Annotated in this window: 14 protein-coding genes, 1 tRNA gene, 1 pseudogene and 1 other annotated feature; of the genes and pseudogenes, 15 read left to right on the plus strand and 1 reads right to left on the minus strand. The window is 38.0% G+C overall.

Annotated features, from left to right (window positions below):
- Nucleotides 1-134 precede the first annotated feature (134 nt).
- From A6B45_RS00535 to xylB, 8 genes and pseudogenes are all read left to right on the plus strand, one after another.
- The gene (locus tag A6B45_RS00535) at nucleotides 135-533 is read left to right on the plus strand and encodes a fluoride efflux transporter FluC (RefSeq protein WP_072612901.1); all 399 of its coding nucleotides are present in this window, start codon (nucleotides 135-137) and stop codon (nucleotides 531-533) included.
- Nucleotides 530-868, plus strand: coding sequence for a fluoride efflux transporter FluC (locus A6B45_RS00540; RefSeq protein WP_072612902.1), 339 nt, complete (start codon nucleotides 530-532; stop codon nucleotides 866-868). Before A6B45_RS00535 ends, A6B45_RS00540 begins: the two co-directional genes overlap by 4 nt.
- 43 nt (nucleotides 869-911) lie before the next feature.
- On the plus strand, nucleotides 912-1793 hold the full coding sequence (locus A6B45_RS00545) for a DegV family protein (protein WP_072612903.1): 882 nt from the start codon (nucleotides 912-914) through the stop codon (nucleotides 1791-1793).
- A gap of 83 nt (nucleotides 1794-1876) precedes the next feature.
- Complete coding sequence (gene trhA, locus A6B45_RS00550) at nucleotides 1877-2515, plus strand: PAQR family membrane homeostasis protein TrhA (protein ID WP_002815718.1); 639 nt, start codon at nucleotides 1877-1879, stop codon at nucleotides 2513-2515.
- A 280-nt stretch (nucleotides 2516-2795) separates the two neighbouring features.
- Nucleotides 2796-3677 (plus strand): annotated as a pseudogene (locus A6B45_RS00560) (MFS transporter); the annotation flags it as partial.
- Nucleotides 3678-3877: 200 nt separating this feature from the next.
- Nucleotides 3878-5047, plus strand: coding sequence for an ROK family protein (locus tag A6B45_RS00565; RefSeq protein ID WP_072612904.1), 1170 nt, complete (start codon nucleotides 3878-3880; stop codon nucleotides 5045-5047).
- Between the two features lie 173 nt (nucleotides 5048-5220).
- A complete protein-coding gene (xylA, locus tag A6B45_RS00570; protein ID WP_072612905.1) occupies nucleotides 5221-6567 on the plus strand; it encodes a xylose isomerase in 1347 nt (448 codons plus the stop codon).
- Nucleotides 6568-6709: 142 nt separating this feature from the next.
- On the plus strand, nucleotides 6710-8221 hold the full coding sequence (gene xylB, locus A6B45_RS00575; protein WP_072612906.1) for a xylulokinase: 1512 nt from the start codon (nucleotides 6710-6712) through the stop codon (nucleotides 8219-8221).
- Nucleotides 8222-8372: 151 nt separating this feature from the next.
- Here the strand turns inward: xylB and A6B45_RS00580 are convergent.
- Nucleotides 8373-8445: transfer RNA gene (locus tag A6B45_RS00580), tRNA-Lys, on the minus strand.
- 138 nt (nucleotides 8446-8583) lie between these two features.
- On the opposite strand from A6B45_RS00580, the gene A6B45_RS00585 reads away from it, so the two are divergent.
- The 7 genes from A6B45_RS00585 to A6B45_RS00615 all read left to right on the plus strand — a co-directional run bounded on the left by A6B45_RS00585 (nucleotide 8584) and on the right by A6B45_RS00615 (nucleotide 15123).
- Nucleotides 8584-9429 (plus strand): undecaprenyl-diphosphate phosphatase, encoded by an 846-nt coding sequence (locus A6B45_RS00585; protein ID WP_072612907.1) that lies wholly within the window; start codon nucleotides 8584-8586, stop codon nucleotides 9427-9429.
- Between the two features lie 119 nt (nucleotides 9430-9548).
- Nucleotides 9549-9803: a binding site (T-box leader), on the plus strand.
- 172 nt (nucleotides 9804-9975) lie between these two features.
- Entirely contained in the window at nucleotides 9976-11007 is a 1032-nt protein-coding gene (locus A6B45_RS00590; RefSeq protein ID WP_072612908.1) for a uroporphyrinogen decarboxylase family protein, read from the plus strand.
- Entirely contained in the window at nucleotides 11000-12001 is a 1002-nt protein-coding gene (locus tag A6B45_RS00595; protein ID WP_072612909.1) for a uroporphyrinogen decarboxylase family protein, read from the plus strand. The genes A6B45_RS00590 and A6B45_RS00595 overlap by 8 nt, the downstream gene beginning before the upstream one ends.
- Nucleotides 12002-12016: 15 nt before the next feature.
- Entirely contained in the window at nucleotides 12017-12877 is an 861-nt protein-coding gene (locus A6B45_RS00600; RefSeq protein ID WP_072612910.1) for a transporter substrate-binding domain-containing protein, read from the plus strand.
- A 23-nt stretch (nucleotides 12878-12900) separates the two neighbouring features.
- Complete coding sequence (locus A6B45_RS00605; protein ID WP_072612911.1) at nucleotides 12901-13623, plus strand: amino acid ABC transporter permease; 723 nt, start codon at nucleotides 12901-12903, stop codon at nucleotides 13621-13623.
- A complete protein-coding gene (locus tag A6B45_RS00610; RefSeq protein ID WP_072612912.1) occupies nucleotides 13620-14330 on the plus strand; it encodes an amino acid ABC transporter permease in 711 nt (236 codons plus the stop codon). The genes A6B45_RS00605 and A6B45_RS00610 overlap by 4 nt, the downstream gene beginning before the upstream one ends.
- Nucleotides 14331-14340: 10 nt before the next feature.
- Entirely contained in the window at nucleotides 14341-15123 is a 783-nt protein-coding gene (locus tag A6B45_RS00615; RefSeq protein ID WP_072612913.1) for an amino acid ABC transporter ATP-binding protein, read from the plus strand.
- The last annotated feature ends 10 nt before the right edge of the window (nucleotides 15124-15133 follow it).

Raw genomic sequence — 15133 nt, forward strand, 5'->3', positions numbered from 1 at the left:
TAGTAAAATTAAATGTTGGCGCGAGAAAAAGCAACTACTTAATTAGTAGTTGCTTTTTCAATGTACATGATAAATATAATATATGATAGTTAAAAATTTTGCTGAATAAGCATAAAATTGCTAAAATAGAGGGTATGCAAAATCAGAAGAATTTTTTAACTGAACTATTAGTTACCGGACTTGGTGGTGCCATTGGTGGAACTACGCGGTATCTTTTGGGATTAGTTCCAATAATTGGACCAATGCCGGTAATGACAATGATGATTAATTGGCTAGGTACTTTGCTATTAGCAATGTTGGGCGCCTATCTAGCGAGTCATCGCAGTCGATTAGAGCGGTGGCAGTCCTTCCTTGGTACTGGTGTTTTAGGTGGGTTCACGACATTTAGCACCATGATTTGGCAAATACATCAACAGTTATTCATTAGTGTAGCTAATGCTTTAGTTTATATGATATTAACTCTTGGTGGTAGCCTTATAATGTTAAAATTGGGCAACTACTTTGGCAACAAGATTGGTGAGGCACATGTATGACAATACTAGGAGTAGCCATTGGTTCGGCATTAGGTACAATGCTGCGGTATATTGTTTTGAATACGTGGCCAGCTAAGTCGAAATACTTTACTGCCGTATTCATTGTTAATATGGTTGGCAGTTTCGCGCTAGGTTATCTTATGGCTACAGGCGCAACCTACGCGATGTATAGCTTTTGGACTACTGGTGTAATTGCGGGGCTAACGACTTTTAGTACGATGATGACGCAAAGCGGTCAATACACTCGCGGACAGCAAGCTTGGTACTTAGCTTTGCAAATTATTTTTGGTATGATTTTCTTTAGTGCAGGAACTGCGCTAATCACGATATTATGAAAGAACACCAAGTTAAGTTGAACATATTAATGAGGACAAAATAATGAGTAAAATAGCAGTTATTATTGATTCATCTTCGGCAATGCCAGTAGCTATTCGCAACCGATATCATATTTTTCAAGTGAATGACCCCATTATTTTTGGGGATGAAGTCTACAAGGAAACTGTGGATATTCATAGTTTGGGTGAGCTTGTTAAAATGATGCAAGAAAAAAAGCAATTGGCTTCCACTTCTCAACCGGCTCCTGGCGATTGGGAAGAGGCATTGAATTTAGCTAAGGCTTCTGGTTACAATCAGGCTATTTTGATTACGCTTTCGTCTGGTATTTCAGGCACCTATCAAACAGCTAATGCAATTGCGCAATCATATGACGGTATGGATGAAGTTCGCGCGTGGGATTCAAAAATAGCAGTAATGGGTGCCGGTGTGCAAGCTATATTAGCAGCTGCCATGGCGGAGAAAAACCGTTCACTTGATGAAATTAGTACAGCATTAGAACAACTACGATCAACCATTGATGTTCGCTTCGTTGTAAATGATATTTCACATTTACAACGCACGGGTCGCTTATCACGTGGCCAAGCTTTAATTGGTGGTTTGTTGAATATCAAACCAATTTTATCTATTGATGTTCAAGACGAAGGAAAAATCGGGGCCGTTGGCAAGGCGCGCAAGATGAGTGGGGCTTTAAAAGAAATAAAAGAACCATTACGTCAGTCATTAGCTGAAGCTGATTATCCTGTTCGGGCCTATGTAATTGATGGTAATAACACGAAGTTAGGCGATAAATGGTTGAAAGATTTACAGTCTGAATATCCTACCGTTAAATTTGAACGTGGTGTGATTGGTGCATTTATTGGCGTACATACAGGCGATGGCGCTATGGGTGTAATCTGGGCACGTGATTGGGAAGATTTAATTTAATCAGTAATGAAAACCAGTATCAACCAAAATTGGTGCTGGTTTTATTGTATAATGAAGAATAGAATAATTTACGGGGTGTACTAATGCAACGATCAAGACGTTTTCAAATTGTTTATGAAGTGCTCAACGCGGTCACGCACGGATTTGGGTTCATTTTAGCTGTGATTGCCGGTGTAATGTTGATGATTCATGTGTTGAGCAAACCAGTTACCGCATTGACCTTAACTGCGGTTATCATCTATATTAGTACGGTTGGTTTTTTTCTACTTGCCTCAACGCTATTTCATTCGCTCGTGTTTACCCGGGCGGCAAAAATCTTTCAATTTTTTGACCATGCAGGTATATATCTCGTCATCTTAGGTAGTTACACGCCTTACACATGGTTATTGATCAAGGGCTGGGTTGGTTGGACTATTTGGGGTGCTATTTTAGCAATGACGATTGCCGGATTTGTTTATGATTTATTTTTTGTTGGACGATGGCCTTGGGTATCGGTGACGATTTATCTGGTCATGGGTTGGTTGATTATTCTAGCAATGCCTATTCTCTGGGGCGTTTTGTCACATACCGCCTTCTGGTTACTTGTTGCTGGAGGCTTGACCTATTCGGCGGGAACTATTTTTTATCTTATTCCTAAAATTCCAATGGGTCATGTTTATTGGCATCTCTTCGTCTTAGGTGGCGCTGGATTAATGTTTGCTAGTATCTACATTTCTTTGTAAAAGCCGGTAGGCTTTTTTTTATGACTATTTTCAAAATAATGATTGCTTTATTAAAATTAGTTGGTTGTGTAAATAAACTAACGGATGTATAATGTGTTTGTTGTAAACGATTCCAATGTAAAAATAAAAGTAAGGAGAAATCATGTTGAAACGTAAATCTATCTCAAACAATTTTATTTATTTTTTGGTGCCCTTGGCGGCCTCCTGTTTGGGTATGATACGGGTGTAATATCTGGTGCTATGTTGTTCATCAGGAAAGAATTGGAAATTCAGACATTGTCTTTCGCTTCCAGAGTCGCCACGTTTTCTAGTCAAACAAGGAAAAATGAGTGAAGCCCAAAAGGTCTTATCAACCATGAATCCAAACGCAAAACTTGTAGAAGAAGAGTTATATGATATTAAATTACAAGTGAATACACCTTCCGGTGGTTTCAAGGAACTATTTGGTCCCATGGCGCGGCCAGTGTTAATAATGGCTTTAGGACTAGCCATTTTTCAACAGGTTATGGGATGTAACACGGTATTATATTATGCACCAAAAATATTCATTTCGGCAGGATTTAGTGAACATTTCGCACTTCAATCACATATTGTTATCGGATTATTTAACGTGATTGTTACCGCCATTGCGGTTAAAATAATGGATAAAATAGATCGAAAGAAAATGCTAACCTATGGTGCTGTTGGTATGGGTGCATCGCTGTTAACGATGTCAACAGCGATGCTTGTTCTTCGAGCGGGAAATGGTAATGTTGGTTCATGGATATGTGTCATTGCTTTGACGCTCTATATTGCTTTCTTTTCATCTACTTGGGGACCAGTTATGTGGGTTATGATAGGAGAGGCATTTCCACTTAATATACGTGGACTTGGTAACTCATTTGGTGCCGTTATAAACTGGACAGCTAATTTTTCTGTGGCACAGTCATTTCCTATGCTTTTAATCGCTTTTACGCCAGATCATGCTGTTAATGCGGAGGGGCAAGGAATTGCTAAGCTCTTTCTCATTTATGGTGTTTTGTGCTTTGTTGCTATTTGGTTTATTGCTAAATTTACGATTGAGACTCGTAATCGTTCATTAGAATCTATCGAATCAGACTTGAGATCAAAAGCTCATGCAAAAGGCTATCTGGAGAGCGACTATGTTGGGATAAATAACTGAACCTCTATGTCTTCTGAATTTTTACTCATTAAATCTATGCGCATCAGCACAAAATACTTGCTTGATGCTCATAGATTTTTTAGTTGCAACATTTATTGCTCTATGTTCCGGTGTTTGTACGCCAACTTGAAAGCATGTGTCGGTTACCGTACAATGGAGGTACTGTTAAAACTAATAGAAACTATTTGAGGGCATTTCAGATGAAAAAGTCAGATCATCTAACTATTCGTGATCATAATCAGCGCTTAGTTTTACAAGCGCTTTTTAATGCCGACGAAACATCCCGGGCACAATTAGCTATTGATTTAAACTTAAATAAATCGACAATCAGCTCTATTTACCGCGACTTGGATGAGAAAGGCTTTATTGAAAGCCTTGGTGATGGTGAAACTTCCGAGACGGGAGGCCGTAAAGCAAAGCTGATTCGGTTTAATCGACGTTATGGGTACGTCATTTCTTTTGATATGGGGAGACATCATTTACGAACAGCACTGGTTCAGGTTGGTGGAGCAGTGATTATGAAACAAAATACTGCCGTGGACGGCATGAGCGTATTACAAGTAACTGAGCTAATGATATCTCAGATTAAAAAGTATAAGAATAAAAAAAATGGCACCTTGAACGGGCTGATGGGAATATCGGTTGGTATCCATGGTGTCGTTGAAAATAACAAGGTACAATATTCCCCTTTTTTCGATTACTCACAACTAGACATGGCAGTAGAACTTGAAAACGCCAGTGGCGTACGTGTGGTTTTGGAAAACGAAGCCAATTTTGCGGCCACTTATATACGTGATTATCATGATTATCGCAAGTCTGATCATTACAATAATATGGTTGTTTTAAACATTCACTATGGGATTGGCGCTGGAATTATAATTAATGGTGAGTTGTATCGGGGAATACAAGGGCGAACCGGTGAGATAGGCCGCAGTGTGATTGAAACAACTACAGGTGAGACAGTTAGAATTGAAGATTTATATTCCGAAGATGCTATGTTACGAAGAACTGCTGAACGAACTGGTTTGATCGTTCAAGATAGGGATCGATTCATTCAACTGAGGAAAGAACAACCAGAGACGGTTAGTTTGTTGCTTGATGAGTGGGTTCATGGTATTTCACGGGTGGCATTTAATTTAGTGCAAACACTGGCGCCGGAAGCTTTATTCATTCATTCACGTTTTATTGCTGAAATGCCTGATTTATTAGAGCGCGTGATTGTGGCTTATCAAATGTTAAATCCAATCAATCAATCCGAAATATTATTTGCAAATCACTCAGTATACGATGCAACATTATTAGGTGGAGCATCAAGCATTGCCAGAGAAGTATTAGATTTAGACGGTTTGTCGCTTAGTTTTAGACTATAATTTTTTTGTGAAGCAGGACAGTAAATACGCTGTCCTGCTTTTTTATATTTGTTGCGTTAATGGACCTAGTTAATAAACTTGCATAAATCAATGAAAGCGTATACAATTATCATAGTTGGTTGGTGTAACCAACTATGATAATTGTATTAAATTAATACAGGAGGATAAATACAATGGCAGAACTTTTTGATTTTCCCCAAGTAACATTTGTAGGAACACAATCATTACAAGCGGGTGATGGATTTCATTATTATAATCCAGATGAAATAGTTAAAGGTAAGAAAATGAGTGACTGGCTAAAGTTTTCAGTGACTTATTGGCATACAATGGACCAACGCTTAGTAGACCCATTTGGTGAAGGAACAGCTGTCCGGCCGTGGGACAATCAAGGTAAACCAGATTCAATGGAGCAAGCATTAGCGAAGGTTGATTATTTGTTTGAGTTTTTGGAAAAAACTGACGTGAACTACTTTGCCTTCCATGATCGTGATCTTGCACCTGAAGGGAATACACTTGCCGAAACAAATAAAAATTTAGATCAAGTTATTGACAAAATTGAACAAAAAATGCATGAAACAGGTAAAAAACTTTTATGGAATACTTCATCACTATTTACGAATAAACGTTTTTTGGCTGGTGGCGCAACTACACCATTTGCTGAGGTATTTGCTTATGCAGCTGGACAAATTAAGCATTCATTAGATATTGCCAAGCGCTTAGGATCAGAATCATATGTTTTCTGGGGCGGACGAGAAGGCTACGACTTTCTATTGAACACTGACACCAAACGTGAATTAGACCATATTGCAGCATTCTTTAAGCTAGCTAAGGATTATGCAAATGAAATTGGTTATCAGGGGCAGTTCTTGATTGAACCTAAGCCCAAAGAACCAACACAGCATCAATATGATTTTGATGTGCAAACAACAATTGCTTTCTTGAAAACTTATGGATTAGAAGAAACATTCAAGTTGAACTTGGAAGGCAATCACGCGTACTTAGCTGGTCACACGTATGAGCATGAAGTAAGATTTGCGCGAGAGGCTGGTTTGTTAGGATCATTAGATGCCAACATGGGTGATAAGCTCACTGGGTGGGACATTGATGAATTTCCAAATGATGTTTATGAGGCGACCTTAGTAATGTATGAATTCTTGAAAAACGGGGGTCTACCAACTGGTGGTTTGAATTTTGATTCGAAAGCACGCCGTCAAAGTTTCCAAGCTGACGATTTATTCTACGCGCATATTGCCGGTATGGATACTTACGCCGCTGGCTTGAAGGTTGCTGCTAAGTTAATTGATGATCAAGTGATTGAAAATGTTCTGAAAGAGCGGTATGCTTCATTTGATTCGGGTATTGGCGCTGATTTTGAAGCTGGGAAAGTTAGCTTAAAAGAATTGGCCACCTATATTGAAAATAAGACAGATGAAGAAATCAACGCAACTCTCAAGTCTGGTCGCCAAGAACGTATCAAACAAACATTGAATAATTACATCTTTTCTGTACTTGGATCTTAAGATTGAATGTGTCTTAAGGCATCAAAGCGGTACAGAATTATAAATATTTTCAAAAAAGACTAGTTTAAACTGGTCTTGTACATAACACAGGTGACTGTGTTGAGTTATCTTAGTAAAGATGAACAGAGAGTGGAGGTTAGACATGACAAAGGTAGTGCTTGGTATTGATCTTGGTACCTCAGCAGTAAAAGTATCAGCGGTTGATCGTCGAGGAAACATTGTTGCACAACAAAGCTTTGATTATCCTGTTACACAACCACAAGTTGGTTGGTCAGAACAAAATCCTGAAGATTGGGTTAATGGAACAACAGTTGCAATTGTTAATCTGATTTTAAAAGATCATATTGCGCCAACAGATATTGAAGGGATTTCTTATTCTGGGCAAATGCATGGGCTTGTTTTGCTAGATGAAAATCATCAGGTTCTGCGACCAGCAATTTTATGGAATGATACACGTACCAGCGCACTAGTAGAGGAAATTAAGAATAAACTAGGTAAAAAGTTTCTTGATATTACCAGAAATTATCCTCTAGAAGGTTTTACTTTACCGAAAATTTTATGGGTTAAGGAGAAGGAGCCGGAGATTTTTAAGCAAGCAGATCTTTTCCTACTACCTAAGGATTATTTACGATATCGTATGACTGGTAAATTAGCCATGGATTACTCTGATGCAGCTGGAACGGTTGTCTTAAATGTTACTAAAAAATGCTGGTCAACAGACATTGCAGAAGCGTTTGACTTACCATCATCTTTTTTCCCTGAACTCATTACGTCAACTGATTTTGCTGGTTATATTTCAGAGTCTTACGCGACATTTTCTGGATTGACAACACAAACTAAAGTATATGGTGGGGCAGCTGATAATGCCGCTGGGGCAATTGGGGCAGGTTTGCTCAAATCAAACATGGTCATGTCTTCCATTGGAACTTCAGGTGTGGTTGCAAAGTTTGAAAATAATGCTGATATAGACTATCATGGGCAAATTCATTTCTTCAATCATGCTATCCCTAACAAGTATTATTCCATGGGCGTGACGTTAGCAGCTGGTGACGCCAATTCTTGGTTTAAGCGTGTTTTTGGTGAAACACAAAGCTTTTCAGCATGGTTACGTGAAGCTGAACAATCAAGTGTAGGTGCCAATGGCTTATTGTTTACACCTTATATATCAGGGGAGCGAACGCCATATCCTGATGCAGATATCCGTGGGAGCTTCTTAGGACTTGATCGTAAACATCAACGAGGCGACTTTATCCGTGCGGTTTTGGAAGGCATAATCTTTAGTTTCAAGGATATTATGACAATTTATGATCAGCAAGGGGTCGGTTTTGATACGATTATTGCCATTGGTGGCGGTGCAAAGTCCCCACTATGGTTACAAATACAAGCTGACATATTTGGAAAGCGGGTTACAACGTTAGAAAATGAGCAGGGACCGGGATTAGGCGCCGCGATAATTGCAGCTACAGGATTGGGATGGTTTGACAGTGTGCAAGAAGCTGCACAATCCTTTCTATCATTTGGAACGGTTTACGAACCGAAGGCAGAAAATGTTTTGAAGTATCAGCAAATGTACAGCATTTATCAAATGGCATATCATTCAACTGCAGAAGTATCACACAAGTTGGTTGCGTATCAGCGTAAAATCAGTTCTTAATTGAAAAAGAAGTATATAAAGTTCTTATTTTAGATACATGGACAGAGGTGTATTTATCATAGGAACTTTTAGGTTGAAAATATACTATGTTTTCTCAGGTCGTAATTATCAAATCAAAAAACCACTAAACGATTGTTTAGTGGTTTTTTAGTGGTCAGCCAGGGGCTCGAACCCTGGACCCACGGATTAAGAGTCCGTTGCTCTACCAACTGAGCTAGCTGACCAAAATGTCGTGTTTCACAACATCAAATATAATACCATGTGAAAATACAAAATGCAATAGCTAAGTATGATAAAATGAATATATTCTATATTGGAAGGAGATGCGTGAAATATGAATCAATCGTTCACGCTCTATTATCATGTTTGATCTTATCAAAGCAATAATTATTGGTATCATTGAAGGACTGACAGAATTTCTACCAGTTTCTTCAACGGGACATATCATTCTAGCAGAATCCCTAATGAGAATCCCAGGGGGCACTGTTTGGACCAAAGCTTTCAGTTCGGTATTTGATTACTCAATTCAATTGGGCGCTATTTTTGCTGTTATTCAATTGTATTTTAACAAGTTAAATCCGTTTTCATCTAAAAAAACAGATCACGAAAAGTTCCAAACTTGGCGCTTGTGGATTCGCGTTATCGTTGGTGTAATACCAGCCATGATTTTTGGATTTGCATTAAATGATTTTATGGATGCACATCTAATGAACTTTTGGGTAGTGTCAGCAACGCTGATTATCTATGGTATTGCGTTTATCGTAATTGAAAATCGTCAAAAAAGTATTGTGCCAGTTATCACTAATGTAAACCAAATCACATTTAAGTTGGCATTATACATTGGTTTGTTCCAAGTTTTATCAATAGTTCCTGGTACATCACGTTCTGGAGCAACTATTTTAGGAGCAATTATCTTGGGCGCTTCACGTTTTGTGGCTGCTGAGTTTTCTTTCTTCCTTTCAATACCGGTTATGTTTGGCGTTACATTTCTTAAAATGGGTTCATTCTTCCTCAAGGGTGGTTCATTTACAGGCATGCAAAGTTTGGTAATGCTAATTGGTTTCATTGTTTCATGGATTGTTGCTTGGTTTGCAATTAAATTTATGATGGATTATATCAAGAATAATGATTTCAAGGCATTTGGTTACTATAGAATCATTGTAGGTGCTATCTTCTTGATTCTAGGTCTTGTAGGCATCGTAAAATAAGCATTTTCCCAAAAACGTACAAATTAACTTTGTGCGTTTTTTATTTACCACAAACATTGAATATATAATTAGAAAAAAGTGATTGACATTAAAAAATGATTAGTATATAATTATTTCAACATATAACGTTGAAAAGATAAGTACTTGTCGGACTGATTGGATAGAGAGCTAATGTGTGGTGAAAATTAGTATCAGAATGATTAGGAAAATGGTCTTGGAGTTTAATAATGGTGTGAGCATACGTAATTGTAAATGCCATTCGGGTACACCCGTTACAGTGTCACAGTATCGAAAAGATTTTTCCGTACTTGGTAAGTGTGTATTAGTAATAATATGCAGAAAACGGGTGGTAACGCGATAACTTCGTCCCGCAACTTTGATGACTTCAAAGTTGCGGTTTTTTTATTGTATGAAATAAAGGAGATAATTAATATGAATGCGTTAGTGACTAAAAACATATTAGTTAAATTAAAAGGGCTAGGTATGGTACAAAGCCGAATGTGATTGTTATTGTTAATTTTTTATGGCAATAAACAAGGAGAGCACATGGCTAAGGAAAATCAAGACAACTTCAGTAAGAGATTTAATCATATTCCAGTAAGCTTTTGGTATCATTTCTCAGCAGCATCCGGTGTTGATTTAGATGCCTTTAAAAATCCTGAGATTATTGAAGGTAATATTTTAGGTACTAAGAAGTTGGTTGAGACAACCTCACCGGATTTTGTGAAATTAATGAGTGACGGCCTGTTTCATTACGAATTTAATTACCAAGATGCTGATGATAAAAGTGTAGTTTACGCTAATTTATCACCAATAGCGAATAATCATCCATGGTTAATAAAAACAGCAGATTTAGTTAGACGGCAAAAGCAGGTTATCGGTGAACGAGCTTCATTTTATAATGTTTTTTCACCAACGACGTTACTTAAATGGGCATTAGTTAGGAATCCAGATGGGCACTACGATAAAAGTAAAGCCGATGAAAAGCTTGCTGATATTATTTTGACAAATAGCGAAAATGTTCGTCAGGCATTAGAGGTGATTACACTAGATGTAATCAAGCAGGTTAAGGCTGCAGTCAATGCTGGCGCCGATGGCATCTATTATAGTACGCAAGTTATTCAGGATACCCGGCTAGGACATGCGGATTTTGCTGAATTTGTCGCTGCGACTGATAAACAAGTTCTAAAGGCAGCAAATCAATTGTCAGATACAAATATCTTACATATTTGTGGTAATGGCGGCGCCAGAAATGAAATCTCATGGTTTGAAGATTATCCGGCATCAATTGTTAATTGGTCAGTTGATACGGAAGATATATCTTTACATGAGGGCAAAGAGATTTTCCCAGGGAAAATTGTTCTTGGTGGGTTTGGTAACACTGCGAAAGATGTTTTGTATCGAGGAACACAGTCTGAAATACAACAATTTGCTAAACATTTAGTTCAGGAAGCGGGAGCCGAGAATTTAATTATTGGTGCTAATTGTACGGTTCCCCGGGATATTGATCTTCAACATTTACAGTGGGCGATAGAAGCAGTTCAAAAAGAAAGTGAAGGTTTGAAAAGTTATGAGTAATCAACAAAATGTATTATTAGATGCAACAGAAAAAATACCGGTTAGTTTTTGGCGCCATTTCGCTGATGATGAAACTGTCGATGCACTAGAGAATCCAACAATTGCTACGATTAATATTCAAGGACATAAGGAATATGTTGAAGGCTTACGTCCAGATTTTGTGAAGTTAATGAGTGACGGTTATTTTAATGTTCCATTTGACAATGTCACTGATCCTAAAAATATTGATGATTTAAATAAAATTCAAGAGATACAAGATGAGGATCCTTGGCTTACTGAACAGGTCAAATTAGTGCAAGAGCAGAAAAAAGTTATTGGTCAGCGTAGAGGATTTTATAATATTTTTTCACCGGTTACGATTTTAAAGTGGGCGCTCTATGATGCAGAAAGTGAGCTGCCTGCCAAGGGAGATGAACGCTTAACCGAATTGTTTATTCAATACCCAGAGAAAATTAAGCATGTTCTAAACGTTCTAGCTAAGAGCATTATCAAGCAAGTGAAGGCGGTTGTAGTAGGCGGTGGTGCTGACGGAGTCTATTACAGTACACAAGAATTACAGAGTTCAAAATATACTAAAGAATTGTTTGATGGCATACAAAAGAATGTTGATTTAAGTGTTATAGATGCAATTAAGTCTGTTAGTGATATTAGCATTCTTCATATCTGTGGTTTCAGCGGTACAAGTAACCATCTAGAGTGGTTTACAGACTATGATTTGCCAATTGTCAATTGGGCAGTGACAGTGGAAGGTGTGTCACTCCAACAGGGGCAACAAATATTTAAAGACAAAGTTGTATTGGGCGGATTTGGTAATACAACAGATGATGTATTATACAACGGGTCTAAAGACGAAATAGAAGCGGCTGTACAAGGATTATTGTCCAATGTTGATAAAAAGCGTGTTATTATCGGTGCGGATTGCACTGTTCCCCGCGATATTCCTGTTGATCATTTGAGGTGGGCGATTGCCGCCGTACATGAAAGCGTTGTGTAACGAGGAGAAGAGAGAATGGTAAATAAAAAAGGGATTGTTACCGCTGCGGTAGTCATTGTTGTTATTGGTGGTGGTTTGACTATACGTCATTTTAATGCAGACAGCAACAAGGCAGCAACCAAAAAAGTAAGAACAATTAATGTGGCACATACACAAAACTATGTGCCATATGATTATGTGCAAAACGGTGTATCAAAAGGATATGAAGTTGATGTTTTGAAAGCTGTTGATAAGCTATTGCCCGATTATAAGTTTAAGTATCATCCAACATCAGATGAAGATTTATTAGTTGGCTTGGACTCAGGGAAATATGATGTTGGGGTGAAGGGTGCTTGGTGGACAAAAGAACGTGCCAAAAAGTACATCTTACCCAAGCAAGCGGTTGGTGCATCTATCATAGGAATCACTTATCGAAAGGATGATAACTATAAGTCATTTGCCGAGTTTGCTAAGAAGTCAGGTAAGTTAGTGCCGATTTCACCACAGAATGGTCAATACGCAGTAGTACAGGAGTGGAACAAAAAACACCCCAATGAAAAAATCACATTAAAATCAGCTGATCAATTTACTGTTGGTGATGCGTATAACTGGGTGTTGGAAGGCCGATATGATGCTTACTTTGATGTGAAGGTAAATTACCAAAATTCAGTTGTTAAGAGCAGTGGCGCTTACCATAGTTCAGCTGACAAATTGGCCTACATACCCTATAAGGGCATTAAGACTTATCCAATTATCAGTCGTGCCAATAAAGACAACTCTAATTTCTCAAAAGAATATGACCAAGCTATCAAGAAGCTACAGAAGAACGGTACGTTGGAAAAGTTGTCACAAAAGTATTTCAAAGAAAATGTTTGGGACTTTGTCGGTGATAAATAAAGTTTCAGAATTAAGGAGTTAAGATGCCACCATTTAGTTTCAAATTTTTCCTATCGGTTTTTAGTGAGGTGCTACCTTATTTTCCAGTTACGCTACTCATCATTGTTGCATCGATAATTTTTAGTTCCTTATTAGGGGCATTAGTGGCTAGTGGGCAACTTAGTCGATCACCAATATGGAGAACCTTGTCACAAGGTTATGTTTTTGTACTGCGCTCTACGCCACCTATCGTTTTATTGTTTTTAATTTTTTATGGGTTACCTAAATTATTATTGCTATCCTTGAATATTAATATTAATGACTGGCAAAAATCGATTTTCGTCATTATCGCATTATCCTTACTGTTTGCGTCAAATTTAGCAGAAGTGTTTAAATCTGCCTATTTATCTGTGAACACTGGGCAACGTGAAGCGGCATTGATGGTAGGCTTATCAGAATGGCAGACATTTTATCGTATAACCCTACCACAAACCATCGTAGTCGCCTTACCCAATTTCGCAAATACCGTCGCCGCATTAATTAAAGATACAGCTTTGGCATATGTCATTGGATTATTAGACATGATGGGCGCAGGAGACAACTTGATTTCTAGGAATTTTGGACACCACTCACTCGAGACATATTTAGCGTTGGCCATTATTTATTGGTTTTTATTTGTAATCATTGAGCAAGGCGCGAAATATTTAGAGAGATATTTTGGCAAAAGCCGTGCAATTGCATCAAATCCTGCGGAGGTTGTCTCATGAATGTACCATTTTTAATTCAAACTTTTTGGTCGGCTATAAAAGCTGTGCCAATAACACTATTAATCACCGGTGCGTCATTGTTCATTGGTTTGCCTCTTGGCTTTTTACTGGCATGGATTAAAATTAGAAAGATTCGTATACTTTATCCGCTTGTTGTCGCATACACATCGCTCATGCGGGCTACGCCGATGGTGTTACTGATTTTACTGTTCTATAGTACATTACCAAGCTTGTTGAATGTCCTAATCAACCAAAAACTACACTGGCATGTTACGGTGTTCGACACAAATCCCATTATTTATGCCATTATTGTTTTTGCTTTAATTGCAATTGCAAATTTATCGGAAGTATTTCGATCAGCAATTTTAACGATTGATCCTGGACAAAAAGAGGCAGCTTTAATGGTTGGGTTGACGCCAATACAAGCTTATTATCGTATTATTATCCCGCAAGCATTGGTTTCGGCTGTGCCTAACATTGGTAATTTAACGTTAAACATTTTAAAGGGCACATCGCTTGCGTTCATGATGACGGTTCAAGAAGTAACGGCAGTTGCTAAAACAGCAGCCTCGTATACTTATGATTACACGGAAGCCTATATTGATATCTTTATAATTTATTTTATCTTAGGAACAATACTGCAAATTATTTTTAAATATCTGGAACGTTACTTAGGTCGACATAAGCTACGTGGAACAGTTGCATAGGGAGAATAACATGTTAAAAGTCAGAAATTTCAGAAAAAAATATCATGAACATGAAGTATTGAAAGGAATTGATATTGAAGTTAACCAAGGGGATGTAGTGGCATTACTCGGGCCATCAGGATCTGGTAAGACTACGTTTTTAAGAGGGTTAGCTTTTCTAACACCAGGAGATTCTGGTGTTATAGAATTTGATGATCAAAAAATAAGTATTGAATCGGCAACGCCTGTTGATATTAAAAAGTTGCGACAAAAAATGGGTTTCGTTTTTCAAAATTTCAATTTGTTTGCTAATAAGACGGCAATACAAAATGTCGAAGAAGGTTTGATTATTGGACATAAGGAGCCAAAAGAAATAGCTCGAAAAAAAGCGCAGGAAGCCCTACAAAAAGTAGGTTTATTGGAATTTGCAAATCATTATCCCAGTCAATTATCTGGTGGACAAGCCCAGCGCGTAGGAATTGCTAGAGCAGCAGCTTTGAATCCGGAGATTATTTTGTTGGATGAGCCGACGAGCGCGTTAGATCCCGAATTAGTAGCGGATGTTTTGCAGGTGATTAAACAACTAGCTGATGAAGGGAAAACGATGATTGTCGTCACTCATGAGATGGCTTTTGCTCGTGATGTGGCTGACAAAGTAGTTTTTATGGATAAAGGTTTGGTTGTAGAGGAAAATGAACCTGTTGAATTTTTTGATAATCCTAAGTCGCCACGTTTGAAGGAATTTTTAAGTCGTATTAGCGCTGCCAATATTGCTGACAATAGTTTTGAGTATGAAAAGGCTAATCAAAAATAAGTTAAACGCA

The sequence above is a fragment of the Leuconostoc suionicum genome (genome assembly GCF_001891125.1).
In the GTDB taxonomy this organism is placed as follows: Bacteria; Bacillota; Bacilli; order Lactobacillales; family Lactobacillaceae; genus Leuconostoc; species Leuconostoc suionicum.

Excerpts from the sequence above, each read along its gene's own strand:
- A6B45_RS00545 (WP_072612903.1), top strand. The coding sequence starts at position 912 with ATGAGTAAAATAGCAGTTATTATTGATTCATCTTCGGCAATGCCAGTA.
- A6B45_RS00595 (WP_072612909.1), top strand. The coding sequence starts at position 11,000 with ATGAGTAATCAACAAAATGTATTATTAGATGCAACAGAAAAAATACCG.
- xylA (WP_072612905.1), top strand. The coding sequence starts at position 5,221 with ATGGCAGAACTTTTTGATTTTCCCCAAGTAACATTTGTAGGAACACAA.
- A6B45_RS00565 (WP_072612904.1), top strand. The coding sequence starts at position 3,878 with ATGAAAAAGTCAGATCATCTAACTATTCGTGATCATAATCAGCGCTTA.
- A6B45_RS00590 (WP_072612908.1), top strand. The coding sequence starts at position 9,976 with ATGGCTAAGGAAAATCAAGACAACTTCAGTAAGAGATTTAATCATATT.
- A6B45_RS00600 (WP_072612910.1), top strand. The coding sequence starts at position 12,017 with ATGGTAAATAAAAAAGGGATTGTTACCGCTGCGGTAGTCATTGTTGTT.
- A6B45_RS00585 (WP_072612907.1), top strand. The coding sequence starts at position 8,584 with ATGTTTGATCTTATCAAAGCAATAATTATTGGTATCATTGAAGGACTG.
- trhA (WP_002815718.1), top strand. The coding sequence starts at position 1,877 with ATGCAACGATCAAGACGTTTTCAAATTGTTTATGAAGTGCTCAACGCG.
- A6B45_RS00610 (WP_072612912.1), top strand. The coding sequence starts at position 13,620 with ATGAATGTACCATTTTTAATTCAAACTTTTTGGTCGGCTATAAAAGCT.
- xylB (WP_072612906.1), top strand. The coding sequence starts at position 6,710 with ATGACAAAGGTAGTGCTTGGTATTGATCTTGGTACCTCAGCAGTAAAA.
- A6B45_RS00540 (WP_072612902.1), top strand. The coding sequence starts at position 530 with ATGACAATACTAGGAGTAGCCATTGGTTCGGCATTAGGTACAATGCTG.
- A6B45_RS00535 (WP_072612901.1), top strand. The coding sequence starts at position 135 with ATGCAAAATCAGAAGAATTTTTTAACTGAACTATTAGTTACCGGACTT.
- A6B45_RS00615 (WP_072612913.1), top strand. The coding sequence starts at position 14,341 with ATGTTAAAAGTCAGAAATTTCAGAAAAAAATATCATGAACATGAAGTA.
- A6B45_RS00605 (WP_072612911.1), top strand. The coding sequence starts at position 12,901 with ATGCCACCATTTAGTTTCAAATTTTTCCTATCGGTTTTTAGTGAGGTG.